Origin of the sequence: Microbulbifer thermotolerans, assembly GCF_001617625.1 — a bacterium.
GTDB classification, from domain to species: domain Bacteria; phylum Pseudomonadota; class Gammaproteobacteria; order Pseudomonadales; family Cellvibrionaceae; genus Microbulbifer; species Microbulbifer thermotolerans.
This window is the reverse complement of record NZ_CP014864.1, coordinates 3,618,203-3,641,111: the sequence shown is the minus strand read 5'-3', so window position 1 is coordinate 3,641,111 and position 22,909 is coordinate 3,618,203. Positions and strand designations below refer to the sequence as shown.

The 22,909-nt window shown below is 58.3% G+C and carries 24 protein-coding genes and 1 tRNA gene; 13 read left to right on the top strand and 12 right to left on the bottom strand.

Annotated elements, in window-relative coordinates; translation table 11 throughout:
- The first annotated feature begins 117 nt into the window (after nt 1-117).
- The 3 genes from A3224_RS15010 to A3224_RS17040 all read left to right on the top strand — a co-directional run bounded on the left by A3224_RS15010 (nt 118) and on the right by A3224_RS17040 (nt 2,875).
- Complete coding sequence (locus A3224_RS15010; RefSeq protein ID WP_156481512.1) at nt 118-1,779, top strand: RHS repeat domain-containing protein; 1,662 nt, start codon at nt 118-120, stop codon at nt 1,777-1,779.
- 3 nt (nt 1,780-1,782) lie between these two features.
- Nucleotides 1,783-2,151 (top strand): hypothetical protein, encoded by a 369-nt coding sequence (locus A3224_RS15005; protein ID WP_067156464.1) that lies wholly within the window; start codon nt 1,783-1,785, stop codon nt 2,149-2,151.
- A gap of 382 nt (nt 2,152-2,533) precedes the next feature.
- Nucleotides 2,534-2,875 carry a hypothetical protein gene (locus A3224_RS17040; protein ID WP_156481511.1) on the top strand — a complete coding sequence of 114 codons (342 nt, stop codon included), beginning with the start codon at nt 2,534-2,536 and terminating at the stop codon, nt 2,873-2,875.
- Between the two features lie 35 nt (nt 2,876-2,910).
- Here the strand turns inward: A3224_RS17040 and A3224_RS15000 are convergent, their stop codons facing one another.
- From A3224_RS15000 to A3224_RS14965, 7 genes are all read right to left on the bottom strand, one after another.
- Nucleotides 2,911-3,900, bottom strand: a complete 990-nt coding sequence (locus A3224_RS15000; RefSeq protein ID WP_067156461.1) for a transposase — start codon at nt 3,898-3,900, stop codon at nt 2,911-2,913.
- 696 nt (nt 3,901-4,596) lie between these two features.
- Nucleotides 4,597-4,672, bottom strand: a tRNA-Phe gene (locus A3224_RS14990).
- 113 nt (nt 4,673-4,785) lie between these two features.
- Nucleotides 4,786-5,070, bottom strand: a complete 285-nt coding sequence (locus tag A3224_RS14985; RefSeq protein ID WP_067156456.1) for an oxidative damage protection protein — start codon at nt 5,068-5,070, stop codon at nt 4,786-4,788.
- A 14-nt stretch (nt 5,071-5,084) separates the two neighbouring features.
- Entirely contained in the window at nt 5,085-6,191 is a 1,107-nt protein-coding gene (mutY, locus tag A3224_RS14980; RefSeq protein WP_067156453.1) for an A/G-specific adenine glycosylase, read from the bottom strand.
- 86 nt (nt 6,192-6,277) lie between these two features.
- Nucleotides 6,278-8,320, bottom strand: a complete 2,043-nt coding sequence (locus A3224_RS14975; RefSeq protein WP_067156449.1) for an AsmA family protein — start codon at nt 8,318-8,320, stop codon at nt 6,278-6,280.
- Between the two features lie 187 nt (nt 8,321-8,507).
- On the bottom strand, nt 8,508-10,622 hold the full coding sequence (locus A3224_RS14970; RefSeq protein ID WP_067156447.1) for a TonB-dependent receptor: 2,115 nt from the start codon (nt 10,620-10,622) through the stop codon (nt 8,508-8,510).
- 213 nt (nt 10,623-10,835) lie between these two features.
- Nucleotides 10,836-11,126 carry a hypothetical protein gene (locus A3224_RS14965; protein ID WP_067156444.1) on the bottom strand — a complete coding sequence of 97 codons (291 nt, stop codon included), beginning with the start codon at nt 11,124-11,126 and terminating at the stop codon, nt 10,836-10,838.
- Between the two features lie 128 nt (nt 11,127-11,254).
- On the opposite strand from A3224_RS14965, the gene hisB reads away from it, so the two are divergent.
- Genes hisB through hisF form a run of 4 tightly spaced genes read left to right on the top strand, consistent with a single transcriptional unit; the run spans nt 11,255 to nt 14,027 of the window.
- Nucleotides 11,255-11,842 carry an imidazoleglycerol-phosphate dehydratase HisB gene (hisB, locus tag A3224_RS14960; protein WP_067156442.1) on the top strand — a complete coding sequence of 196 codons (588 nt, stop codon included), beginning with the start codon at nt 11,255-11,257 and terminating at the stop codon, nt 11,840-11,842.
- Nucleotides 11,842-12,486: an imidazole glycerol phosphate synthase subunit HisH gene (hisH, locus tag A3224_RS14955; protein ID WP_067156439.1), complete on the top strand. Its 645-nt coding sequence runs from the start codon at nt 11,842-11,844 to the stop codon at nt 12,484-12,486. Before hisB ends, hisH begins: the two co-directional genes overlap by 1 nt.
- Before the next feature lie 46 nt (nt 12,487-12,532).
- Nucleotides 12,533-13,264 carry a 1-(5-phosphoribosyl)-5-[(5-phosphoribosylamino)methylideneamino]imidazole-4-carboxamide isomerase gene (hisA, locus tag A3224_RS14950; RefSeq protein WP_067158115.1) on the top strand — a complete coding sequence of 244 codons (732 nt, stop codon included), beginning with the start codon at nt 12,533-12,535 and terminating at the stop codon, nt 13,262-13,264.
- Between the two features lies 1 nt (nt 13,265).
- Nucleotides 13,266-14,027, top strand: a complete 762-nt coding sequence (hisF, locus tag A3224_RS14945) for an imidazole glycerol phosphate synthase subunit HisF (RefSeq protein WP_067156436.1) — start codon at nt 13,266-13,268, stop codon at nt 14,025-14,027.
- Between the two features lie 16 nt (nt 14,028-14,043).
- Here hisF and A3224_RS14940 read toward each other — a convergent pair whose 3' ends face one another.
- From A3224_RS14940 to gpmI, 5 genes are all read right to left on the bottom strand, one after another.
- Complete coding sequence (locus A3224_RS14940) at nt 14,044-14,274, bottom strand: DUF6316 family protein (protein ID WP_067156433.1); 231 nt, start codon at nt 14,272-14,274, stop codon at nt 14,044-14,046.
- 45 nt (nt 14,275-14,319) lie between these two features.
- A complete protein-coding gene (locus A3224_RS14935) occupies nt 14,320-15,669 on the bottom strand; it encodes a S41 family peptidase (protein ID WP_067156431.1) in 1,350 nt (449 codons plus the stop codon).
- Between the two features lie 122 nt (nt 15,670-15,791).
- Entirely contained in the window at nt 15,792-16,157 is a 366-nt protein-coding gene (locus A3224_RS16695; RefSeq protein WP_074901482.1) for a DUF488 domain-containing protein, read from the bottom strand.
- A 67-nt stretch (nt 16,158-16,224) separates the two neighbouring features.
- Nucleotides 16,225-17,427: a murein hydrolase activator EnvC family protein gene (locus A3224_RS14925; protein ID WP_082817634.1), complete on the bottom strand. Its 1,203-nt coding sequence runs from the start codon at nt 17,425-17,427 to the stop codon at nt 16,225-16,227.
- Between the two features lie 2 nt (nt 17,428-17,429).
- Nucleotides 17,430-18,983, bottom strand: a complete 1,554-nt coding sequence (gene gpmI / locus A3224_RS14920; protein WP_067156429.1) for a 2,3-bisphosphoglycerate-independent phosphoglycerate mutase — start codon at nt 18,981-18,983, stop codon at nt 17,430-17,432.
- 204 nt (nt 18,984-19,187) lie between these two features.
- On the opposite strand from gpmI, the gene A3224_RS14915 reads away from it, so the two are divergent.
- From A3224_RS14915 to smrA, 6 genes are all read left to right on the top strand, one after another.
- Complete coding sequence (locus tag A3224_RS14915) at nt 19,188-19,598, top strand: rhodanese-like domain-containing protein (RefSeq protein WP_067156424.1); 411 nt, start codon at nt 19,188-19,190, stop codon at nt 19,596-19,598.
- Between the two features lie 17 nt (nt 19,599-19,615).
- Nucleotides 19,616-19,867: a glutaredoxin 3 gene (grxC, locus tag A3224_RS14910; RefSeq protein ID WP_067156421.1), complete on the top strand. Its 252-nt coding sequence runs from the start codon at nt 19,616-19,618 to the stop codon at nt 19,865-19,867.
- Nucleotides 19,868-20,008: 141 nt separating this feature from the next.
- Nucleotides 20,009-20,509, top strand: coding sequence for a protein-export chaperone SecB (gene secB, locus A3224_RS14905; protein ID WP_067156417.1), 501 nt, complete (start codon nt 20,009-20,011; stop codon nt 20,507-20,509).
- Nucleotides 20,510-20,959: 450 nt separating this feature from the next.
- Nucleotides 20,960-21,448 carry an acyl-CoA thioesterase gene (locus A3224_RS14900; RefSeq protein ID WP_067156414.1) on the top strand — a complete coding sequence of 163 codons (489 nt, stop codon included), beginning with the start codon at nt 20,960-20,962 and terminating at the stop codon, nt 21,446-21,448.
- Entirely contained in the window at nt 21,402-22,265 is an 864-nt protein-coding gene (locus A3224_RS14895; protein WP_082817564.1) for an SDR family oxidoreductase, read from the top strand. Before A3224_RS14900 ends, A3224_RS14895 begins: the two co-directional genes overlap by 47 nt.
- Before the next feature lie 24 nt (nt 22,266-22,289).
- Nucleotides 22,290-22,877: a DNA endonuclease SmrA gene (gene smrA / locus A3224_RS14890; RefSeq protein WP_067156409.1), complete on the top strand. Its 588-nt coding sequence runs from the start codon at nt 22,290-22,292 to the stop codon at nt 22,875-22,877.
- Nucleotides 22,878-22,909 lie beyond the last annotated feature (32 nt).

The window sequence follows — 22,909 nt, the reverse complement described above, 5'->3', positions numbered from 1 at the left end:
AGTACTGGGGCTTGTAATCCCAATGCGAGCAATACCCAGTATCAGTACGACAGTATTGGCAATATCAAGAGTAAGGACGGCATATCCTATTTGTACCAGGGCGCTAAGCCCCACGCGGTGACCAAAGTTGGTACAGTTTCTTATGAGTACGATGACAACAATGGCAACCTCACATCTGACAGTACAGGTAGAGAATTTTTCTATACCAGTTTCGATAAGCCGTCGCTGATTAAGAGTACCGGCAGCTACGATCAAACTGCCTTTTTCTATGGGCCGGACAGATCCCGCTATAAGAGGATAGATACTCGTGCTAACGGTGAGGTGATTACAACCTTATACCTTGGCAATGTAGAACGTATTCATAGAAGTTCAGACGGGAAATACCGCTGGAAGCGTTACCTGCCGGGCGGCGGTGTCTTTACCTATACGACGGACGCAGACTTCAACCAGCAGTCTTTTACGGAGCAGTATCTGCTGAAGGATCATATCGGCTCCACCGATGTGGTGCTGGATGCCAATGGCAATATTCTGGAGACTATGGCCTTCGACCCCTGGGGTAAACGCCGGGATGCTGATTGGCAGGCGATCGATATCAGCGATTTTGTCGCAGATAACTACAGCCTACTCGAAAGTCTGACGGATACCACAACCAAGGGCTTTACCGGCCACGAAATGGTGGATGCTCTGGGTGTTATCCATATGAATGGTCGCATATATGACCCAGAGCTGGGCCGTTTCCTACAGGCGGATTCGTTTATCGATGGTGTGGATGATACCCAGGGCTATAATCGCTATAGCTATGTGAAGGGAAATCCTTTGACGTTGACGGATCCGACAGGTTACTACAGCTGGGGAGATTTGGTAGACGATGTAAAAGGATTCTTGAAGGATCTCTGTGGAGACTCTTGTGGCGTTAACGTAGATTCAAATGGCAATATCGACCTGTATGCGGGGCAGTTGAATCCAGATCATGGAGGATTTTGGGCGCAGCCAGGTGCTGCCGGTATATCGACACCGGAAGGTACTGTTCCAGGAGCATTTGGTGAGAGCAAGCGAGAAGGCGAAAGTATCTGGGATCTGATTACCTCGCAGGGAACGAGTGAGAATGGTGGAGGATTTGAACCTGATGTAACATTAGACTCAGTCGCGCATCTTCTGGTAGATGGGAATAAATACTCCTCTTTATTCCAAGAGGTGTTTCACGGTGAGCAATTTACCGATGATCCTACGCAATTGGCGTTTGAAGGGGTCTTTGTGCGATCTCGCAGTTTTGACCGTGCAATAGCGATGGGAGAAATTTCGGTTGAACAAGCCGCAGATCTGCAAAATGAATGTCGTCATCAAGGCGGTGGTTGCGTAGCTATCGCTGTTGCTGGTGAGGCTTTGGGTGTACTGCCGATCGTTGGCCTAAGTGGTAGGAGCTTATTTAGGTCGTTGGGGGTATTTAGGTCGGGGGTTACAAAGGGGGGACTGCGAGAAGCCGACAACATTGCTAACGGCCCGAAACTAGCCAAGCAATTGCGCCTTGAATCTGCGAATTCGCCTTTTACTAAGAGCGGACATCTAACAGATGATGCGGTGAGGAATTCGCGAGAGATTATTCCTGCATCGGAAATCAATAATCCAGCGATACCAAAAGGTTTCAGCAAATACAGCACTGAAACTTTCCAGAGTCCATCAGGGAATTTCCAAACTCACTTTTATAAAAACCCAAAAACTGGCGAGGTATTTTATGGCCAGGATTACAAAGTGATTTTTAACTCAAAATCTGGTGGATAATGGATGAAAGTAAAGTGTATTAAATTGCTCGATGAGCAGACGGGAGAATCTTTGGATAGCAGTTCATGGCTTACTGTTGGCAAGGTTTACCATGTTTTGTCTATAAACATGCAGCATGGGCTGCCAGTCAAATTTCAGCTTGTTGGCGATGATAATCAAACACCAGCGTATCATGACGCTAACCAGTTTGAGGTGGTGACGAAAACAATCCCGGCAGGATGGCTTATTGATTTTGAATCTGAGTCATACTTCAAACTGGCTCCAAAAGCCTGGTCTAAGCCGGGATTTTGGGAAGACTATTTTGATGGTATGCCCGAAGCAGTAGAGTTGTTTAACACCGAAAAAGAAAAAATCATTCAATCTGATCCATAAGCACAAGCCCCGCTGTTGCGGGGCTTGTTGTATCAGTCAGCCATAAAAACCAGCTTCCCGTCATACACCTAAACAACATTGGACACCCACCAATGGAAACAAAATTGGACACCCACCAATTGAAAAATTGGTGGGAAAGTTGCTGCATATTCAGTCCGCTGTTGCCAAAGTGTGCTATTTGGCTAAGTGGGTTCGGAGTCCTGTGTGTAATTGCGCCAAACAGTTTTGTTGGGGCGCAGCGGTCCTTCGCAGAAGTTCGCGATGTTATTTTTCAAAGAAAGGAAAAATTTTAGGAAGTGGTCGGAGGGGAGAGATAGCGCGCGCAGTCGCGGATTCCGTGGGCCCAACGTTTTCCGAGTTGTTCGCAGGCAGAGCGCACTGAGTGGGCGGCACCAACCAGAGACTTGAAGCGGCTTTCGAAGTAAACAAAATTGGACACCCACCAATTGAAAACAAAATTGGACACCCATCAATTGAAAATTCGATGGAAAGGCTACTGCATGTGCAGTCCGCTGTTGCCAAGGCGCAACAAAATTGGACATGGCGCAACAAAATTGGACATGGCGCAACAAAATTGGACACCCATCAATTGAAAAATTGGTGGGAAAGTTGCTGCATATTCAGTCCGCTGTTGCCAAAGTGTGCTATTTGGCTAAGTGGGTTCGGAGTCCTGTGTGTAATTGCGCCAAACAGTTTTGTTGGGGCGCAGCGGTCCTTCGCATAAGCCCGCGATATTATTTTTCAAGGAAAGGCAAAATTTTAGGAAGTGATCGGGGGAGATAGATATCGCTCGCAGTCGTGAATACCCTGCGCCCAGCGTTTGCCGAGCTGCTCGCAGGCAGAACGCACTGAGTGGGCGGTACCAACCAGAGACTTGAAGCGGCTTTCGAAGTTTCGGCTCAGGTAGAGCCAGTGTCGTGGGGCGATCTGCAGCCGCTCGAGAATCGGCGGCAGTTGTTCGTCGATAGCGCCGCGCTTGTCTTCACGAAGGCAGCGGCCACTCCAGTCCACCAGCTCCAGATAGTCCTGTAACTGAAACGGCAGTCCCATTGGCATAGGTTCTCTTGGGTTACCAGCGAAGGGAAAGAGCTGCTGTGGCTGTTTGCCATCCTGAGCCGCCGAAATACGCTGTTGTATGGAAGTGTGGTCTGAAGTTTCGGGTGTATCAGCCATTTTGGCTCGGATTGGATTCAGATCTACATAGGCCATACAGGCCGCCAAGGACCGCTCGTCGAGCAAAGCCTGGGATTTGAATCGGCCCTCCCAGAAACGACCGGTGCAGCCATCCTCCTGATTGGCTTGCCGGGCGATGGATTCGTTGAGCATCCGCATAAACCAGCTGATATCCATCAGCCGTGCCCGCCATTCTGTGGCTACTTCTTCCAACTGGGCCAGTTCTGCAGCGTTCAAGGTTTCGTTGCGGGCATAACGTTGGGAGAGCGGGGAACCTTTACAGAGTTGATGCCATCGGTCCACTACTTCACGTAGTGTCCAGGCGTCAGCTTGCACAGCGTTGATATACAGTACCACATGGTAGTGGTTGCTCATGACTGCATAGGCACAGATATCCAGTGCAAATATCTCGGCCAATTCCAGCAGCCGATTTTCAATCCACTGCCTTCGGTGTTCGAAGCAGCGCCCAGTGCGCTCATCCTTGCCACACAGAAATGCGCGGCGTACGCAGCGGGAGACGCAATGGTAGTAGGGCGTAGTTTCGAGAGAAATCAGGGATTTGCGCGGGCGTGCCATTTTGGCTGCTCATTTATCTGTATGGATGAACAGTATTTTCTATGAGGTAGAGAATGTTGCAATATGACTGGCGCCGAAAGATTTTTGTTTTGTGGGTGTCCATGAATTTCCTGTTTTGTGGGTGTCCATGAATTTCCCCATGAATTTCCCATGAATTTCCGCCCTTCTTTAGCTTGGCATTCTCGATAAACGTATCGATCACCTGAATTACCTGCCGCTTGGTGGCGGCGTCCAGCTTCTCAATCGGAATGGCAAACAAAATTGGACACCCATTAATTGAAAATTTGATGGAAAGGCTACTGTATGTGCAGTCCGCTGCTGCCAAGGCGTGCTATTTGGGTAAGTAGTCTCAGAGTCTTGTGTGGAATTTCGCCAAACAGTTTTGTTGTGGCGCAGCAGTCCTTCGCAGAAGTACGCGATGTTATTTTTCAAGAAAAGGTAAAATTTTAGGAAGTGATCGGCGGGGAGAGATAGCGCGCGTAGTCGCGGATTCCGTGGGTCCAGCGTTTTCCGAGTTGTTCGCAGGCAGAACGCACTGAATGGGCGGCACCAACCAGAGACTTGAAGCGGCTTTCAAAGTTGCGGTTCAGGTAGAGCCAGTGTTTCGGGTCGATCTGCAGCCGCTCGAGAATTGGCGGCAGGTCAGTCCAGCAAAGAAAAAACCCGCGAAAGCAAACGCTAACGCGGGTTTACAGATGGTGCCCAGAGGCGGAATCGAACCACCGACACGGGGATTTTCAATCCCCTGCTCTACCAACTGAGCTATCTGGGCTTTGCGGCTTCCGGGCTTGTCCGGTGCCGCGAGGCGCGTATTAAACCCGCTCACTGGGGCGGAGTCAAGCCTTTGATTGATAAATAGTTTTCTTTATGTAAGCACCAACTAACTTAGTCGCTTTTCCCTTCGCTGGGGGGCACGTAGCCCTCGGCCTCGTCATAGCGCTCGCCACTGAGGAATTTCTGCATCTGTTCGCCCAGGTAGGCGCGGGTGGAGGGTTCCATCATGTTGAGGCGCTTTTCGTTGATCAGCATGGTCTGGTGTGCCAGCCATTCTTTCCAGGCCTTCTTGGAGACGTTTTCGAAGATGTCCTGTCCCTTGGGGCCGGGGAAAGGGGGGGCGTCGAGGCCTTCCAGTTCCTGTTGGTACTTGCGGCAGAAAACGGTTCTGGACATGGACATCTCCTCGGTTAGTCGGCGGTGCAGGGGGCCAGCAGCGGTGCCTGCAGTGCCAGCAGTTGCTGGGCCAGTTTGACGATGGGCGCCGGCAGCCCCAGTTCTTGTGCCGCACGGGGGCGGTTGAGTTGGCGCAGTTTATACCAGCCCCCGCCGCTCTCCGCTACCAGCTGAGGGGCTTTTGCCAGCTGAATCCACAGGGGAGTGATATCCAGGTGGAAGTGGGTGAAAGTGTGGCGCAGTTGTGGCAGTGCTTGTATTTCTTCTGGGCGCAGATTGTGGTCGGCGAGCCACTGGCGTGCGCCGGTTTCGCCGCCATTGTCTCCATCCAGCTGTGGTGGGCTCCAGAGACCACCCCAGATGCCGCTGGGCGGGCGCTGTTCCAGGTAGATTTCGCCGTTGTGTTCGAGGAGCAGCAGGGTGGCGTTGCGCACGGGTTTTTCCCGCTTCGGTTTTTTGCCCGGGTAGTCTTGCGGGTTGCCTTGGGCGAGGCCAGTGCAGTGCCCGGACAGCGGGCAGTCGCTGCAGCGGGGATTGCTTCTGGTGCAGACGGTTGCGCCCAGGTCCATCATCGCCTGGGTGTAATGGGCGCCGCGCTGCTCCAGGGTATAGGTCTCGGCCAGTTGCCAGAGCTGGTTGGCTACGGCGGTGCGGCCGGGCCAGCCTTCGATTGCGTGGAAGCGGGCCAGTACCCGCTTGACGTTGCCATCCAGGATCGGCGCTCTGAGCCCCATACTGATGCTGGCGATGGCGCCGGCGGTGGAGCGGCCAATGCCCGGCAGCCCGGCCAGCGCTTCCACATTTCGGGGGAACTCTCCGGCGTAGTCGTTGATCAGGGTCTGTGCGCATTTGTGCAGATTGCGTGCACGGGCGTAGTAGCCGAGGCCACTCCAGTGGGCCAGCACGTCGTCGAGGGGCGCTGTGGCGAGATGCTCCAGGGTGGGGAAGCTGGCCATAAAGCGTTCGTAGTAGGGGATGACGGCATTGACCTGGGTCTGCTGCAACATGATTTCCGATACCCACACGCGGTAGGGGGTGATGTCACGCTGCCAGGGGAGGTCTTTGCGGCCGTGGCGGTCGTACCAGGTGAGTACGGCTTTTTGAAACTGCTTTGGGGTCATGGGGTGACTTTATAAGGTGAAAAAGGCCGTTTCCGGCCTTTTTCAACAAACTATTGTTGTGTGAGGAATTGATATTTCGGGGTTTCTTAGTCGCGTTTAAAAAGTCCCTTGAACTTCTCTTTGAGTTCTTCGACCTTTTCCTCCACCTTTTCGCCGTATTTCTTTTCGGCTTTGTATTTGAGTTCTTCGCGCAGCAGGTCATCGAGACGGCGGCTGTCGGGTTTGCAGCTGCCGGCACCGGCGTCGGCAAAGCTGTCCTTGCAGCGCAGGGGCAGTGGGCGGTTGCGCCAGCGGTCGTTTTTGACGGTGCAGCCATCGGCGGAGGTGCGCTCGCCCACCAGAGCGAGACCCAGGGCGAAGTCGAATTCCTGCTTCTCCAAGTCTATCTCGCCGTCGCCAGTCATTGCGATATTTTCCACACCCGCGAGCAGCTCCTGGACTTTGGCCTTGTCTCCCTCGATGGTGATATCGGCACGCAAGTCTTGCAGGCGGGTGCTGTCGGGCCACTCCCGATCCGGCAACGAGGTTTTTTCCGCGTAGCTGATCAGCTGGCACATGCCTTTTTCCAGATTGAAGGGGGCCACGGATAGCTGATCGCTGGACAGTTGCACAGAGGCGCGCAGTTGTTTTTGCAGCTGTTGGGTGTCAGCGCCGCTGGTTTTTGCGCTCCAGCTGACACTGGTACGGCCGGACAGTTGCACTTTATCGGCGGGGAAGAAGGCCTCTTGTACTTTGGCGATTTCCACATCGGCCAGGCCGCCGTTGACGGTGGCTTCGGCGGACTGGCCGCGGGCGTTGAACTGGCCATTGCTGGAAAGTGTGCCGCCGTAGAGGTCGGAGGAGAGTTTTTGCAGCTGGTAGAGGCCGTTGTCCACCGTGAGTTGCAGTTGGAGGTTGTCCAGTTGCAGGCCTACCGCCTGCAGCTGTTCCAGGGACAGGTCCAGGTTGGCGTTGAAGCCGCGCATTGCGGTCAGCGGCAGCGGTGTCGGAGCAGCCGGTGTCGCCGCGGTTTCGGTTTGTGGCTGTTCGCTTTCGGGGGCCGGGGGTGGCAGGTAGTCGTCCAGCGCCAGGGTGCCGCCGCGCAGGGTTAAGTCGACACCGGGCATATCGGCATTGCGCAACTGGGCGCTGCCGGTGAAGGTGGTGTTATCCAGCTGCAGCTGCAAGGGAGTCAGGTCGAGTTTCTTGTCGGTGCCTTCAATGCTGGTTTCCAGGCTGAGTTTCTGCAGGGCGGTGCTGCTCTGGGTAACGAGTTCTGTGCCGGTAACTGCCAGCCAGGGGCGCAGGGGGTTGATATCTGCATTGAGCTTCATCTGTATTTGCCAGGGCTGGTCGGAGGCACTGCGGCGCAAGTGCCCGCGCAGATGGATTTGGGCCTTGCCTTCACCGCTGGAGAGGGCCAGAGTGAGCGGCTGTATGCGCAGGCCGTTGAAGCCCTCATCCAGTGCCAGAGTGCTGGAGATTTCCAGTTCCAGCGCTTGTTTTAAGGCACTGCCGCTTAGGCGGGCATCCGCCTCCAGCTGTCCCGGTTCGCCGCCGGGTGAGAGGTTGTCGACGGATACGTTCAGCTGCTCCACGGCGTATTCGGTGTCGCTGCCCGCGTCTTTGTAGGTGATAACGCCGTCTTCGATGCGCAGTTTTTGCAGTGTCAGGTTCAGATCCTGGCCGGCACCGTCTTCCGCGACATCCAGTTGTGGCGGCTGCTGGGCCTCTTCTTTTTGCTTTGCTTCTACAGCGTCGGTCAGCAGTTCCCAGTTACCACGTCCGCGTTCGTCGACCGCCAGATCAATGCGCGGGCTGATCAGCAGGATTTCCTGCGCTTCAATGCGCTTCTTCAACAGGGGCATCAGGGCCACGCCCACGGCGACTTTTTCCGCGCGCAGCAGGGGCTGGTCCGGTTGTGGCAGGGGGGCGAGCTGCACGCCTTCCAGTTTGAGAGCAATGGTCGGCCACAGCTGCCAACCGATATCACCGTCCAGCTTCAGGGCCACGCCCTGCTCGGCCGCCAGCTGTTCCAGTTGCGGCTTGTAGCGGTTGACGTCGAGCCCGGCCAGCAGCCAGGCGGCGGCGCCGGCGAGCAGCAGGAAGACGATAAGAAGGGCGATAAGCGTGCGCTTGATCCAGGCCATGGAGAGCAATATTCCTGTTGTTTGCGGGGGCTTGCCGGGACGGTTGAACCTGAGACGCCGAACCGGATCGGCATTTCCGCCGCTTGCCCGCGTGTGGAGGTTGTTCGCGTATTGTAGGAGATTCGGCCCCGCCCGGTGCGGGCGGGGCCTTTTTTGTCTCAGGTGTGGTAATTGAAGCAGGTGCGGTCTAGAAAATAAACCGCACGCCGGCTTCGATACTGCGGCCCATTTCCGGAGCGTAGTCGCGCAGCAGGGAGGTGGAGTTGCGGATCTCTTCGTCCAGCAGGTTGCGGCCGCTGGCGAACAGAACCATGTCGGTTTCGCCCAGTTTCAGGTTGTAGTTTGCGGTGAGATCCATGCGCGTGTAGCCGTCGGTGGGTTCCTCGTAGGCGCCGGCGCGGTCCTGGTCGGCGGCCTGGGTTGTACGCCACTCCCAGCTCCACGGGCCGTGATCGCCGCCCAGGGCGAGGCCGACCCGCAGCGGCGGCATCAGTGGTACATCGCGGCTTTCGCCGGCGACGCTGTCGTCGAACTGAGCGCGAACAGTGTCGCCGAACAGAGTCAGATGGAAGGCGTTTGCCAGCGGGATTTTCACTGAGGCCTCGGCGCCGTAGAAGACGGCGTCGCGGTTGAAGTAGGCGTAGATCGGGTATTCGCTTTCCGCATCTTCGAGCCCGGTGTTCTGGGCGTAGATATAGTCGCCGACGCGATTGTAGAAAACGTTCACCTCAACGCGTGCCGCATGCCAGCCGCTGGCGTCCTGGTTGTGGTGGTGGTAACCCAGCTCGAGGTTCATGGAGTTTTCTTTGTCCAGGTCGCTGTTGCCGATCAGGTAGCGGGCTTCGGCCACATGGGCACCGTCGGCGAACAGCTCTTCGGCTACCGGCGCGCGCTCGGCGTGGGTCAGCCCCAGGCTGACGTGCTGGTGCTCGGAGAGGAAGTACTGCAGAGCGGCGCTGGCGCTGATAAGGCTGTAATCCTCCTTAGCTCCTGTTTCCGGGTCGATGCTGACCTGCTCCAGACGGCCACCCAGATCCAGGTGCCAGCCGTCCCACTCGCGCTCTTTCATCACAAAAAGCCCGGCGCTGCGGGTGCGGGATGGCTGTACAAATGCCTCCTCGCCGATGGCCTCAAAATCCTTGTCGGACAATTGCAGGCCGTAGGCGCCGCGCCACTGACCGCCGTTGTCGTGGGTCAGCTCTACGCGGCCCTCCCAGGCTTTGTTGGTAAAGCGGGTGCCCTCGTGGAAGTGATCTTCGTGGGCTTCCAGCTCCGTGTGCTCGTAGTCGTTGTAGCCGAGGCGCACGAGCAATTTATCCCAATAGTTGCTTTCGAAGCGGTGTTCGCCCTTGAGGTCGTAGCGGGTCTGCACCAGATCGATGCGCACGGCTTCCGGTGTTTCCTCGTGCTCTTCCTCGTGCTCTCCGTCCGCAAGGTCCTCGTCTTCGTGCTCTTCCTCGTGGCTGTGTTCATGGGCGCCGAGAGGAATGCCGTAGTTGTTATCCAGGTGGTTGACCGACAGGCCGATATAGCCGCTGTCGGTGATCCAGGAGAAGCCGAGGCTCTCGCTGTCGGCGCGGGCATCGGTGTTGGCGACGTAGCCGTCGGTGTTGAATTCTTCCTCTTCGTGATCGTGCTCTTCTTCGTGATCGTGTTCTTCTTCGTGGTGGACGATAGCGAGACCGGGAATTTCAGTGTCGTCGTTTTCACGGTACACGCCGTCCAGATACCAGGCGAATTGACCGGCACCGCCGGACAGGCGGAGGACACCGGCATCCTGGCTGTTGCCGCTGTTGTGGCGCATTTCCAGCGCACCCTCCAGTTCTTCCGGTACTTCTGTCGGAATGCGGCTGTCGATGACATTCACTACACCGCCGATGGCGCCGCTGCCGTAGCGCAGCGTGGCGGGACCGCGCAGTATTTCGATGCGGTCGGCCAGCAGGGGTTCGATGCCGATGGCGTGGTCAGAGCTGGTGTTGGAGGCGTCTGACACATCCAGGTTGTCACTGAGTACCTTGACGCGGTTGGCGCTCTGTCCGCGGATCACTGGCAGGCCCACACCGCTGCCGAAGGAGGCGTTGGCCACACCGGGCTGGTTCTCCAGAGTCTGCCCCAGGGTGGCGGAGGCGGCTTCTCGCAGGGCGTTGCCGGAGAGCACGCTTACCGGCGCGGCAACAGCGTCGGCGGGCTTGTCCAGCGGTGAAACGGTGACACTGATTTCTTCCAGGGTCTCGGCAGCGTAAGCGGCGGGCACGGTCAGGGCGCCGGCGATTGCCAGGGCCAGTTTGCTGGTCTTGTTCATCGAATTTTATTCCTGTCACAGGCGGTGACGGACCTGCGCTTGCGCGCAGGCCGTTGCCGCCGTTCAATCATTTATCGGAGTTGTGGTCTGCAAAGGGCGAGCGGACACAGCACTTAGGGGGATCGACGATCCGTGGCTATGCCGGTGAAATGCATTTCGCCGGAATCCCGAAAATCCCCTGGTTGCGGTTTTTTGTGTCCCACTCGATACCGTTTAACGGAGTGACAGGTGCGCGGGGGGCGCGCGGGCGCGTTGGCGTTCGGGCTGGCAGTCGCGCGGGACCGGCGCGGACTGGATGTTGTAGATAACGGCGGGGGCCGGTTGGTCGAGCTTAAAGTCGCTGCCGAAGGCCGCCGGCATATGGTTGAAGCAAAGGTCGCACAGTTCCACCTGGCCGTTTTTCAGGTGGATATGCTCCGCCCACAGCGGCTGCGCCGCAAGCAGTGCAAGCAGCAGCAACAGGCAGGCCCAGAAGCGGGATTTGTTGGGGGAGCGATTGACCATGGCGCCAATAATAGGCGCTCTTTGTTACTATTCAAGTTTCATCTGTCACCAATTGGCCACAGGCGCGGGCATTCGTCCTATAATTCGCCCCCTTCGTCTTACTCGCCAGAAACAGGGGTTCCCCATTCATGCGCAAGGCCTGCGTCAAACGCGACACTCTGGAAACCAAAATCACCGTATCCGTCAATTTGGATGGTGACGGCTGCGGCAAATTCGATACCGGGGTGCCCTTCCTCGAACATATGCTCGATCAGATAGCCCGCCACGGCATGATGGATCTGGATATTACCTGTGATGGCGATATCCATATTGACGACCACCACACAGTGGAGGATATCGGCATCACTCTGGGTAAGGCGATCGCCGAGGCGGTGGGCGACAAAAAGGGCATCACCCGTTACGGCCACGCCTATGTGCCGCTGGACGAGGCGCTTTCCCGGGTGGTGGTGGACTTCTCCGGTCGCCCGGGGTTGATCATGGAGGTGCCATTTACCCAGAAGCGGATTGGCAGTTTCGATACCGAGCTGGTGTATGAATTCTTCCAGGGCTTCGTCAACCACGCCCTCGTCACCCTGCATATCGATTGCCTGCGCGGCCACAATGCCCACCATCAGGTAGAGACAGTGTTCAAGGCTTTCGGGCGCGCCCTGCGCATGGCGCTGGCGCTGGACCCGCGCATGGCCGGTACCATGCCTTCGACCAAGGGTGTTCTCTGATGCAGAAGATCGCAGTCCTCGACTACGGTATGGGTAACCTGCACTCGGTTGCCAGCGCCTTGCAGAGAGTCGCTCCGGATGAGGAAGTGGTGCTTGCCGGAAAACCGGAAGAGGCGCAGGGCGCCGATCGCTTGCTGGTCCCCGGCGTGGGAGCCATTCGCGATTGCATGGCGGGATTTACTGACGCTGGGTTTACCCCGTTGCTAAAGGATGCCATCGACTCAGGCCTGCCCGTATTGGGCATCTGTGTCGGTATGCAGATCATGATGCACCATTCGGAGGAGAATGGCGGTGTCGATTGTCTGGATATTTTTCCGCAGCCAGTAAAGTTTTTCGGCAGCTGCCTGGAGGAAAACGGCGAGCGTCTGAAGGTCCCCCATATGGGCTGGAATCGCGTTGCGCAGAAGCGTCCCCACCCGCTGTGGCGAGATATCGATGATGGCGACCGATTCTATTTTGTCCACAGTTACTATGTGCCCGCTGATGGCAATGGCGAAATCGCCGGACAAACAGAGTACGGCGTCTCTCTGGCGGCAGCGGTTGCGCGACAAAATATTTTCGCTACCCAATTTCACCCGGAAAAAAGTGCCAGAAGCGGCCTGCAACTGCTGAAAAATTTTGTCGGCTGGAACGGCCATGTCTGACCCGGTGGAGCATCTTGCTGCACCTACCACTTTCTTGGAAACGAACATGATTGTTATACCCGCCATAGATCTGAAAGACGGCCAGTGCGTGCGCCTGCGCCAGGGCGAGATGAGCGATGCCACTGTATTTTCCGACGACCCTCTGGCCACTGCCGGGCACTGGGTTGAGCAGGGGGCCAGGCGGCTGCACCTGGTGGATTTGAACGGAGCCTTTGCTGGCAACCCGGTCAACCACGAAGCGGTCACCGCCATTGCGAAACAGTTTCCCGATCTGCCAGTGCAGATTGGCGGCGGCATTCGCGATCTGCACACCATCGAAAAGTACCTGGATGCGGGTGTCACCTGGACCATTATCGGTACCGCAGCGGTCAAAAATCCCCAGCTGGTGAAAGAGGCCTGCCGCGAGTTCGAGGGCCATATTATCGTCGGCCTGGATGCGAAGGACGGTCTGGTGGCCACCGAGGGTTGGGCTGAAGTGTCCGAGCTGCAGGCCACGGAACTGGCCAAGCAGTTCGCCGATTGTGGTGTGAGTGCGATTGTCTACACCGATATCGCCCGCGACGGCATGATGCAGGGTGTGAATATTCCGGCGACGCTGGAAATGGCACGCGCGGTGCAGATTCCGATAATCGCCTCCGGCGGTGTCAGCAGTATCGAGGATATCGAACAGTTGCTGAAAGCGGGCGAAATCGCCGGCGCTATCACCGGGCGCGCCATCTACGAGGACAAATTGAATCTGCGCGAGGCGCAGCAGCTCTGCGATCAATGGAATAAATAGTATGGGCCTCGCGAAACGTATTATCCCCTGTCTGGACGTGGACGCTGGCCGCGTGGTTAAGGGGGTCAATTTCGTCGATATCCGCGATGCCGGAGACCCGGTGGAAATTGCGGCTCGCTACAACGAAGCGGGCGCGGACGAGATTACCTTCCTGGACATTACCGCTACCCACGAGGGGCGCGACACCACACTGCACACAGTGGAGAAGATGGCCTCGCAGGTGTTTATTCCGCTCACCGTCGGCGGTGGAGTGCGCAGTCTGCAGGATATCCGCAACCTGTTAAACGCCGGCGCGGACAAGACGGCGATCAACTCCGCCGCGGTGAAAAATCCCGATTTTGTGCGCGAGGCCGCCGAGCGCTTCGGCAGCCAGTGCATTGTTGTCGCGATTGACGCCAAGCAGGTGGGTGAGAACAAGTGGGAGATCTTTACCCACGGCGGGCGCAAACCCACCGGAATCGACGCCGTAGCATGGGCCGAAAAGATGGCAGAGCTGGGCGCCGGCGAAATCCTGCTCACCAGTATGGATAGAGATGGCACTAAAAATGGCTTCGACCTGGCGCTGACACGGGCGGTATCCGATGCGGTGCCGGTGCCGGTCATCGCCTCCGGCGGTGTGGGCAATCTGCAGCACTTGGCAGATGGAGTTTTGCAAGGTGGCGCTGACGCGGTGCTGGCGGCCAGTATTTTTCACTTTGGCGAATACAGCATCGCCGAGGCCAAGGCTTTTATGCGGGAAGCCGGTATAGAAATGCGGCTGTAGCCGGAGGAGAACAGGCTCAAGCCCGCCTGTTGATCAATGGGTGGATCAGGGCGATTTTGCGCCCGCTGCCGTCTTTTTCCCGCTTGAAGAACTGCTCAACGGCGCGCCGGGCCTCTTCGCGGCAGGGGTAGGGTCCGAAACAGGCGCCGCCGCGCACCTGGAAGTACCAGTCGTCCCCCAGTTTGTAAAAGCGGTCGGAGCGCGGGGGAAGGGGCCGGCGCTCCTCGCCAGCGCGATGTCGCTGCATATCGATGAATCAAAATCCCCTGAAGTTTTCCGGACTTGCGCCGGGTCAGTCGCTGCGGGCGATCCGCTCGCGCAACCCTTTTTCTCTCTGCGAGTACAGATTCAGGCCCTTGAGTACATTGAGGGCTTCGAAAATCTGATTGTCGCGGCCCATCCAGTCATCGCGATTTTCTTTCTCCTGTTCGCGATCTGCGGCACCGCGCTCTCTGCCGCCGTTACCATTGCCCAGGTGGCCGGCCAGGTCCGCCTCGGTGGTGCGCGGTGAGGATTCCAGGCGGGTGACTTTGACCCGATCGACCACGATGTCGGGGGTGATGCCCTGGGCCTGAATGGAGCGGCCGTTGGGAGTGTAGTAGAGCGCCGTTGTCAGCTTGATAGCGCGCTCGTCGTTGATCGGAATAACTGTCTGTACCGAGCCCTTGCCAAAGCTTTCAGTGCCCATGACCACCGCGCGGCGGTGATCTTGCAGAGCGCCGGCGACAATTTCCGCGGCGGAGGCGGAGCCTTCATTGATTAGGACCACCATGGGGGCGCCCATGGTCAGGTCGCCGGGTTTGGCGGAATAACTGAGATTGGCGGATTCGGTGCGGCCCTCTGTGTAGACCACCAGACCCTCTTCAAGAAAGGCGTCGGCTACTTCCACTGATGACTGCAGCACGCCGCCGGGATTGTTGCGCAGGTCCAGAATCAGGCCTTTGAGCTCGCCTTTTTTCTGAAGTTTGACGATGGCTTCCGCCACGTCGTCGCCGGTATCCAACTGGAACTGACTGATACGCAGGTAGCCGTAGCCTTCGTCGAGCAGCCTGCTGCGTACGCTGCGTACCCGCACGGTATCGCGTTTCAGGGTGATGTCGATGGGTTCCTTATAGCCCTTGCGCGCGATGGTGAGGGTGACAGTACTGCCCTTGGGGCCGCGCATGCGCTCTACGGCTTCCTCCAGACTGACGCCCTTCATGGATTTGCCGGACAGGCGCAAGATGACGTCGCCCGCTTTCAAGCCGGCGCGGGCGGCGGGGGTATCGTCCATGGGGGTGACAACGGTGATGTAGTCGTTTTCTATACCCACCTCTATACCCAGGCCCGCGAATTCCCCGGTGGTATTTGCCTGTAAATCGTCAAAAGATTGCCGGTCCAGGTAGGAAGAGTGCGGGTCCAATCCCTGCAGCATGCCTTTGATGGCGTATTCCAGCAGGGTGCTGTCGTCCACTTCCTCTATATATCCCTGGCGGATCTGTTCGAAGACCTTGGCGAAGTTACGCAGGTCCTCCAGCGGCAGGCGCGTTCTTGTCTCGGCGGTGGGGGCTGCGGTGGTGTTGCCTTCGCTGAGCCCCATCAGAGGCAGGGCGGTGAGGGCTGCCGCGCCGATCAATGTGGTTAGCGCCTTGGGGATGAACATGTCGTTGAAACCTCTAAGTTATTTCTTCGGTTCTTCGCAAAAGTGTAGACCGCGGGCGCTGCCGGGTTTTTAAGTTGACGGACAAAGCCACAACGTGGAAGGCCGCTGTCACTGTCAGCGCTTCAACCCATGACTTTCCGCAGGAACATTGCCAGTGCCACTGCGTTGTTGTGCTCGGAGTCCCGCGCGGCGTAGAGCAATGTCAGGGGACGCCCGTCAGCCGCTTCCAGGAGGGCCTGGAGTTCCTCTTGCTTGCCGCGCAGTTCTTTGTGGTAGCGCTGGTAAAAAGCAGCCCAAAGGCGGGAGTCGTGATTGAACCAGCGGCGCAGTTCATCGGACGGCGCCAGTTCTTTACACCACATGTCCAGATGTAGGTCTTCCCGCTTCAGGCCGCGCGGCCACAGACGGTCCACCAGGACGCGGCAGCCATCCCTCTGCTGCGGTGGTTCGTAGGCGCGTTTGCAGTGTATGGATGTTGGACCTTTCACGGGGTAAGTAGTGCAGTGGCTCTCCAACAGCGTAGCTGACGGGGGCGGGGAGGGGAGGAGAGTGCCGCTAGCGGCGGCACCAGATGGTGGGATCCTGCGGTATGCCGCGGTGGCGTATTTCAAAGTAGAGACCGCTGTGTTCCAGTCCGCCGGTGTTGCCGACCCGGGCGATGACATCGCCGCGCTCGACCCACTCGCCGAGGCTGCGGGTCAGAGACTGGTTGTGAGCATAGAGGCTCATATAGCCGTCACCGTGGTCGAGGATCAGCAACATGCCCTGGCCGCGGAGGTAATCGGAGAAGACCACGCGACCGCGGTGTATCGCGTGCACGGGCTCCCCTTCGGCGGCGCGGATGGTGATGCCTTTCCAGCGGATACCGCTGGCGCGCGTGGCACCGAAGGCGTTGGCGCGGCGCCCTTTGACCGGCCACTGCATGCGCCCGCGCTGTTTGGCAAACGGCTGCTGATCCCCGGGACTTATGAGCGCGGCGATGGTGCGGCTCACTTCATCCACGAGTTTTTGCAGGCGGGACCTGTCGCTCTGCAGTTGTTGCAGCTCGCCACTTTTGTCCGCCAGTTGCGCCGCCAGTTTGTCCAGCGTGGATTTGCGCGCACGCTGGCGGGTGAGCAACTGCTGCTTCTGCTCATGCAGCCTGCGCCTCTCTGTGTCCAGGGTATCGCGCTCGCGCTGGATACTGCTGCTGACAGTCTGCAGGGCGCTGAGGGTGGTGAGGTAAGAGTCGATAACCTGGCTGCGAGCTTGAAGGAAGTATTGGTGGTAGCGGAGGTGACGGGCGATGTGCTGTGGGTTCTGCTGGTTGAGGAGCAGCTTGATCTGCTCCTGTCTGCCGAGTCGGTAAGCGGCGGCGACCTCCTGCTCGACCCGCCGCTGCATACTTCGTCGCGACTCTTCCAGCTGTTGCTGCTCCTCCCGCAGCTCGCGCAGTTTTTCTCCGCGGCTCTGCATATCGCGCTTGATCTTATCGATGCGCTGGTGCAGTTCGGAGATATTTTTTTCGTTGTTCTCCAGCTCTTTCAGCAGCTGATCGCGCTCGTTGCGCACTTGGCTGAGTTCCCGCTGCAGCGACTCGATACGTTGCTTGATTTCCGCAAGCCGCGCCTGCTGCTTGTCATCCGTCTGTGCCGCCGCTGGCAGGGATGCCAGCAACAGAATGGGGATGATGAGCCCCGCGAGCACGCCCGCGAGGCGGTGCGCGGCGGAGCTGACTCCGCCGCGAGCCTTCGTTCCATGGCAAGTGATGGTGAGCATGTTCATGACTCGTCGAATTGCACCAAGCTTTGGCCGGTCATTTCAGCCGGCTGTTGCAGGCCCATCAGCGCCAGCATGGTCGGCGCCACATCCGCAAGGCTGCCGCCGTCGCGCAGGCTGAGCTTGCGTTCACCAACGTATACGAAAGGTACCGGCAGCGTCGAGTGTTGGGTGCTGACCTGGCCAGATGCGGTGTCATACATTTCTTCGACATTGCCGTGGTCGGCAGTGATCAGCACTTCGCCACCGGCGGTAAGTGCCGCGTCCACTACTCGCCCTACGCACTGATCCAGAGCTTCCACCGCTTTTACCGCGGCCTCGAAAACACCGGTGTGGCCGACCATGTCACCGTTGGCGTAGTTGCAGATGATGGCATCGTAGGCGCCGCTTTCAATGGCCGCGACCAGTTTGTCCGTGACTTCCGGAGCGCTCATTTCGGGCTGCAGGTCGTAGGTGGCCACCTTGGGTGAATTGATCAGTTCGCGGGTCTCGCCGGGGTAGGGCTCCTCGCGGCCGCCACTGAAGAAGAAGGTCACGTGGGCGTACTTCTCGGTTTCCGCGATGCGCAGTTGGGTTTTGCCCTGCGCCGCCAAGTATTCACCGAAAGAGTTGACCAGGTTTTCCGGCGGGAAGGCGCAGCTGGCGTGGATATCCGCAGCGTACTCGGTGGTCATCACAAAATCCGCCAGCTTGGGTGTGGAAGTGCGCTCGAAGCCGTCGAAATCGCTCTCGGTGAAGGCGCGGGTCAGCTGGCGGGCGCGGTCCGGGCGGAAGTTCATATAGATAAGGGCGTCGCCGTCCGCAATCGGGGCCGGGGCGCCGATCCGTGTCGGTGCCACAAATTCGTCGTTTTCGCCGCGCTCGTAGGCGGCGGCCAGGCCCGCCAGGGCGTCGTCGGCCTGGTGTTCCGCCTTGCCCTCTGTCAGCAGATCGTAGACAGCCTGGGTTCTGTCCCAGCGCTGGTCACGGTCCATGGCGAAATAGCGCCCGGCGAGGCTGGCAATGCGCGCATTGCCCAGTGAGTCGCAGACTTGTGCGAGGCGCGCCAGGGATGGTTCGGCACTGCGCGGTGGCGTGTCGCGGCCGTCGAGAAAGGCGTGCACATAGATTTTTTCGGCACCGCGTTGCGCCGCCAGGGTCACCATCGCGATGATATGGTCCTCGTGGCTGTGCACTCCGCCCTCGGACAGCAGCCCCATGACATGCACAGCGCCGTTGTTGGCGATGGCTTTGTCCACCGCGGCGGTATAGGCCGGGTTGCGGAAGAAGTCGCCGTCCTCTATGGCCTTGTTGATGCGGGTGTAGTTCTGGTAGACCACCCGGCCGGCGCCCAGGGTCATATGTCCCACTTCCGAATTACCCATCTGTCCTTCAGGCAGGCCCACGGCCATGCCGGAGGTCTGGATCAGTGTCTTGGGCCTGGAGGCCCAGATCTTGTCCCAGACCGGTGAGTTGGCGGCGTGGATGGCGTTGTACTCGGATTTGTCGCTGTGACCGAAGCCGTCCAGGATCAGCAGTACCAGAGGGCGTTTGGATTGGGAATGCGCAGCGGCCATGCGGGATGATTCCTTTGCTGGTGAATTGAACGCGGACGCTGATTTTAACCTGTTTGTGTGCCCTTCAACCACGCGGGCGGGCACGCCGTAGGGAATTTGTGCGCAAAATCGCTGGTTAAGATTTCGCCAGGATCGTGTATACTCCCGCCGCGTTGGGCGCCGGGTGGTGCCGTTTACAAGAACAAGCAGGATTTTGGGGGCGAAGTGGACTTTTTTGTCTTCATAAGCGAACAGTGGCTGCTGGTCAGCCTGCTGGTGGTTTTGCTTTACGTATTCGCGTTGAACGAGCGCTACAAGGCGGGCACTCCGGCCTCGGTGCACGAAGTGACCCGCTTGATTAACAGTGAGGGCGCGCGGGTGTTGGACGTGCGCGACCGCAATGAATACAGCGCGGGTCACATCGTCGATGCTATTCACATCCCCCACAGCGAGGTGGCAGAGCGCATCGCTGAACTCACACCGTTCAAGGACAAGCCGCTGATCGTGGCGGACAAGCTCGGCCAGCACGCCGGCGCCGTGGGCCGGTTGCTGAAGCAGAGGGGATTCCAGGTGCGGCGCCTGCAGGGCGGGATGACCGAATGGGCCAGCCAGAACCTGCCGCTGGTCAAGGCTTAATTCAGAGGCTTTCGCCCATGCAAGACGTTGTTATCTACACTACCCGTTTCTGCCCCTACTGTATCGCCGCCAAACGTTTATTGGATGGCAAGGGGGTGAAGTACCGCGAAATTTCAGTGGACGGAAATCCGCAACTGCGCGCCGAAATGGCGGAAAAGGCCGGGCGCCGCACAGTGCCGCAGATTTGGATCGGCGAGCGCCACGTGGGCGGATGCGACGATTTGATCGCACTCTCGCGCAGCGGGGAGCTGGATAAGCTGCTGTTCTGAGCGAAGTTGTGGGCGGGGTCACAATTAAATTCCACGCCCGCTCTTGAAACATGCTTCAACGGCCCCATCTGAAAGGCTCTTAGAGGGAGTCTTTCTCACGGAAGGCATCAATAAACCACTCACATCGAGACAGACACTAACATGGCTGAAGAACACAACGGCGCGGCGGCAAATTCAGAGGCCCCGAAAGTACAATTCGCGATGCAGCGCATCTATCTGAAAGATCTCTCCTTTGAGACGCCTCTGGGGCCCGAGGTCTTTAAAAAACAGTGGAAGCCGCAGGTCAATCAGGAGCTGAATACCCAGACCGCCAAGGTCGATGAAAACCTGTACGAAGTGGCGCTGACTCTGACCATCACCGTCAAATTGGAAGAGGAAACCGCGTTTCTGGTGGAAGTGAAACAAGCGGGCCTGTTCCTCATCTCCGGCCTGGAGGGACAACAGCTGGCACAGGCACTGAATACCGCCTGTCCGCAGATTCTCTTCCCCTACGCCCGCGAAGTTGTGGACAACGTGGTGACCAAGGGCTCCTTCCCCGCCCTGATGCTGCCGCCGATCAATTTCGACGCGCTCTTTGCCGCGGCCATGGCGCAGGCTCAGAAGCAGGCGGAAGGCACCAAGGAAGAGCAGGCCGAGGCCTGATCGACGATCTGAACCCATTGCGCGGAAAGGCCCCAGTCGGGGCCTTTTCTCGTTTTGGGGCCTAGGGAACCTCTGATTAATTCGCGTGAACACTATGGTGGCTTCCGGGGCGCTCAGACAATAGGACGGATATTTCGAAAACGCACGAGTACTTCCCTGTAGCTCCGACGGATACTTCCCTGTATCCGACGGTTTCGAAATATCCGTCCTATCACCTGGGCTTCACATTCGCCCGCGAAGAGCCTCTGTCACCAGAAAGTGGTTTAATCAGAGGTTCCCTAGCCTTCCGGCCTAAAGAGTCCGGTGAGCCGCAACCAGCTACAGCAGGTTTGCGAATTCGCCAGAGCTTCCCTAAGCTCGGGCGGCGTCCGTAACTGGAAAATTCTTTGCAACTGCGGGGAAGCCGCCACTGTGGGCGGATCGCTTTAAACCGAAGGGCACAATTTCTTGATGAACTGGGAATTACCGCACCCGTTTGTGTGGCGCGTTACCGTACGTGCCGAGCATGTGGACGGCCTGCACCACGCCAATAACGCCGAATATGTGCGCTGGTGTGAAAGCGCTGGCTGGGCCCACAGTGCGGCGCTGGGGCTGGATGTCACAAATTACCAGGGGCTGGATCGCGGTATGGCCATTCGCCATGCGGAGTACGACTATATACTGGCAGCCAGGGAGGGCGACGAACTGCTGTTCGGCACCTGGCTGACCAGGGTGGATGGCCGCATCAATATGACCCGCCGTTTCCAGGTGCTCCGCGCTGGAGATGAAGCGCTGATACTGCGCGCCCAGTGGCAGATGGTGTGCATTGAGCTGTCCAGCGGCAAACCCAGGCGCATGCCCGACATTTTCAAGGAGGTCTACAGCCCGGCAGTGATTGCCCCGGAGGCCGAAAGTGAGCGAAGAATTTGTCAGCCTGACCCCGAATACCGGCGCCCTTAAGGGCAGAACCATTTTTGTTACCGGAGCCAGCCGAGGCATAGGGCGCGCCATAGCGCTCAAGTGTGCCGCCGACGGCGCCAATATCGCAATTGCCGCCAAGTCCGCCGAGCCGCACCCGAAGCTTTCCGGTACCATTCACTCGGTGGCGGCCGAAGTGGAGGCCGTTGGGGGCCGGGCTCTGCCGCTGCAGGTGGATGTGCGCGATGAGCAGCGGGTCGAGGAGGCGATGGCGCAGACGGCGGAAACCTTCGGCGGTATCGATGCAGTGGTGAACAACGCCGGTGCCATCAACCTGACCAATGTCGAGTCCACTGAGCCCAAGCGTTACGACCTGATGCAAAGTATCAACAGTCGCGCTGTGTACCTCACTGCGCACTTGGCGATACCTTACCTAAAAGCGTCGGATTGCGCCCACATACTCAGCCTGTCCCCGCCGGTCAATTTACAGGCGAAATGGCTGGGGCCTTACGGACCCTATGCGCTCTCGAAGTTCGGTATGACCATTTTGAGCATGGGGCTCGCGGAAGAGCTGCGCGAGGCGGGTATCAGCGTCACCACGCTGTGGCCGCGGACCTTGATAGCTACGGCGGCAATAGAGTTTGCCGTGGGTAACCGCAAATTGTTCGAGCAGAGCCGGAAACCGGCGGTAATGGCCGATGCCGCCTACGAAATTCTGATCACCCAGGACAATGTGCTGAGCGGCCGCCAGTTGATCGACGAAGTACTGCTGGCCGAGCGCGGTGTCAGCGACTTTACCGACTACGCCCACAATCCGGCTAGGGCGCACCAGCTGGCCGTGGACTTGTTCTTGGATTAATCGAGGGGGAAGTGGAGAGCCAGCGTGAACGATAGCGATCTTTTTCAGGATGCCTTGTGCCAGCTCGGCGGTGTTGAGCCCCTGGCGCAGGAGCGTCTCGTGGCTTTGAAAAAGGACCGCCGGCACGCGGACCTCAATCAGCGCGCGCGCCGCGAAGCCGCGGAGCGGGAGACGGCGCAGGAGCTGAATCCCCTTGCCGGAGAGTTTGTTGAACCGGTGCAGCCGTGGGATCTGCTGGAATTCAAGCGAGATGGTGTGCAACACGGTGTCTACCGCAACCTGCGCCTGGGCAAGTACCCGGTGGACGCGCGTCTGGACCTGCACCGCCACACGGTGGAAATGGCGCGCCGCGCAGTGCTGGAATTCGTGCGCGACTGTGTAGAGGCGGATATTCGCTGCGCCCTGATCACTCACGGCAAGGGCGAGGGCCGCAAGCAGCCCGCGTTGCTAAAGAGCTGTGTCAACACCTGGCTGCCACAACTCCATGAGGTGCTGGCCTTCCACAGTGCGCAGAAGCAGCACGGCGGCCTCGGCGCCACCTATGTGCTCTTGCGCAAAAGCGAGCGCAAGCGGCAGGAAAACCTGGAACAGCACCAGCGGCGCAATCGTTAAGTCGCACTGGTTCCCGGAAAAAAAAGGCCTTG

What these genes read in the sequence shown, in the direction of transcription:
- A3224_RS15005 (WP_067156464.1), top strand. Translation starts at nt 1,783, where the DNA reads ATGAAAGTAAAGTGTATTAAATTGCTCGATGAGCAGACGGGAGAATCT.
- A3224_RS15000 (WP_067156461.1), bottom strand. Translation starts at nt 3,900, where the DNA reads ATGGCACGCCCGCGCAAATCCCTGATTTCTCTCGAAACTACGCCCTAC.
- A3224_RS14985 (WP_067156456.1), bottom strand. Translation starts at nt 5,070, where the DNA reads ATGTCCAGAACCGTTTTCTGCCGCAAGTACCAACAGGAACTGGAAGGC.
- mutY (WP_067156453.1), bottom strand. Translation starts at nt 6,191, where the DNA reads ATGACCCCAAAGCAGTTTCAAAAAGCCGTACTCACCTGGTACGACCGC.
- A3224_RS14975 (WP_067156449.1), bottom strand. Translation starts at nt 8,320, where the DNA reads ATGGCCTGGATCAAGCGCACGCTTATCGCCCTTCTTATCGTCTTCCTG.
- A3224_RS14970 (WP_067156447.1), bottom strand. Translation starts at nt 10,622, where the DNA reads ATGAACAAGACCAGCAAACTGGCCCTGGCAATCGCCGGCGCCCTGACC.
- A3224_RS14965 (WP_067156444.1), bottom strand. Translation starts at nt 11,126, where the DNA reads ATGGTCAATCGCTCCCCCAACAAATCCCGCTTCTGGGCCTGCCTGTTG.
- hisB (WP_067156442.1), top strand. Translation starts at nt 11,255, where the DNA reads ATGCGCAAGGCCTGCGTCAAACGCGACACTCTGGAAACCAAAATCACC.
- hisH (WP_067156439.1), top strand. Translation starts at nt 11,842, where the DNA reads ATGCAGAAGATCGCAGTCCTCGACTACGGTATGGGTAACCTGCACTCG.
- hisA (WP_067158115.1), top strand. Translation starts at nt 12,533, where the DNA reads ATGATTGTTATACCCGCCATAGATCTGAAAGACGGCCAGTGCGTGCGC.
- hisF (WP_067156436.1), top strand. Translation starts at nt 13,266, where the DNA reads ATGGGCCTCGCGAAACGTATTATCCCCTGTCTGGACGTGGACGCTGGC.
- A3224_RS14940 (WP_067156433.1), bottom strand. Translation starts at nt 14,274, where the DNA reads ATGCAGCGACATCGCGCTGGCGAGGAGCGCCGGCCCCTTCCCCCGCGC.
- A3224_RS14935 (WP_067156431.1), bottom strand. Translation starts at nt 15,669, where the DNA reads ATGTTCATCCCCAAGGCGCTAACCACATTGATCGGCGCGGCAGCCCTC.
- A3224_RS14925 (WP_082817634.1), bottom strand. Translation starts at nt 17,427, where the DNA reads ATGCTCACCATCACTTGCCATGGAACGAAGGCTCGCGGCGGAGTCAGC.
- gpmI (WP_067156429.1), bottom strand. Translation starts at nt 18,983, where the DNA reads ATGGCCGCTGCGCATTCCCAATCCAAACGCCCTCTGGTACTGCTGATC.
- grxC (WP_067156421.1), top strand. Translation starts at nt 19,616, where the DNA reads ATGCAAGACGTTGTTATCTACACTACCCGTTTCTGCCCCTACTGTATC.
- secB (WP_067156417.1), top strand. Translation starts at nt 20,009, where the DNA reads ATGGCTGAAGAACACAACGGCGCGGCGGCAAATTCAGAGGCCCCGAAA.
- A3224_RS14900 (WP_067156414.1), top strand. Translation starts at nt 20,960, where the DNA reads ATGAACTGGGAATTACCGCACCCGTTTGTGTGGCGCGTTACCGTACGT.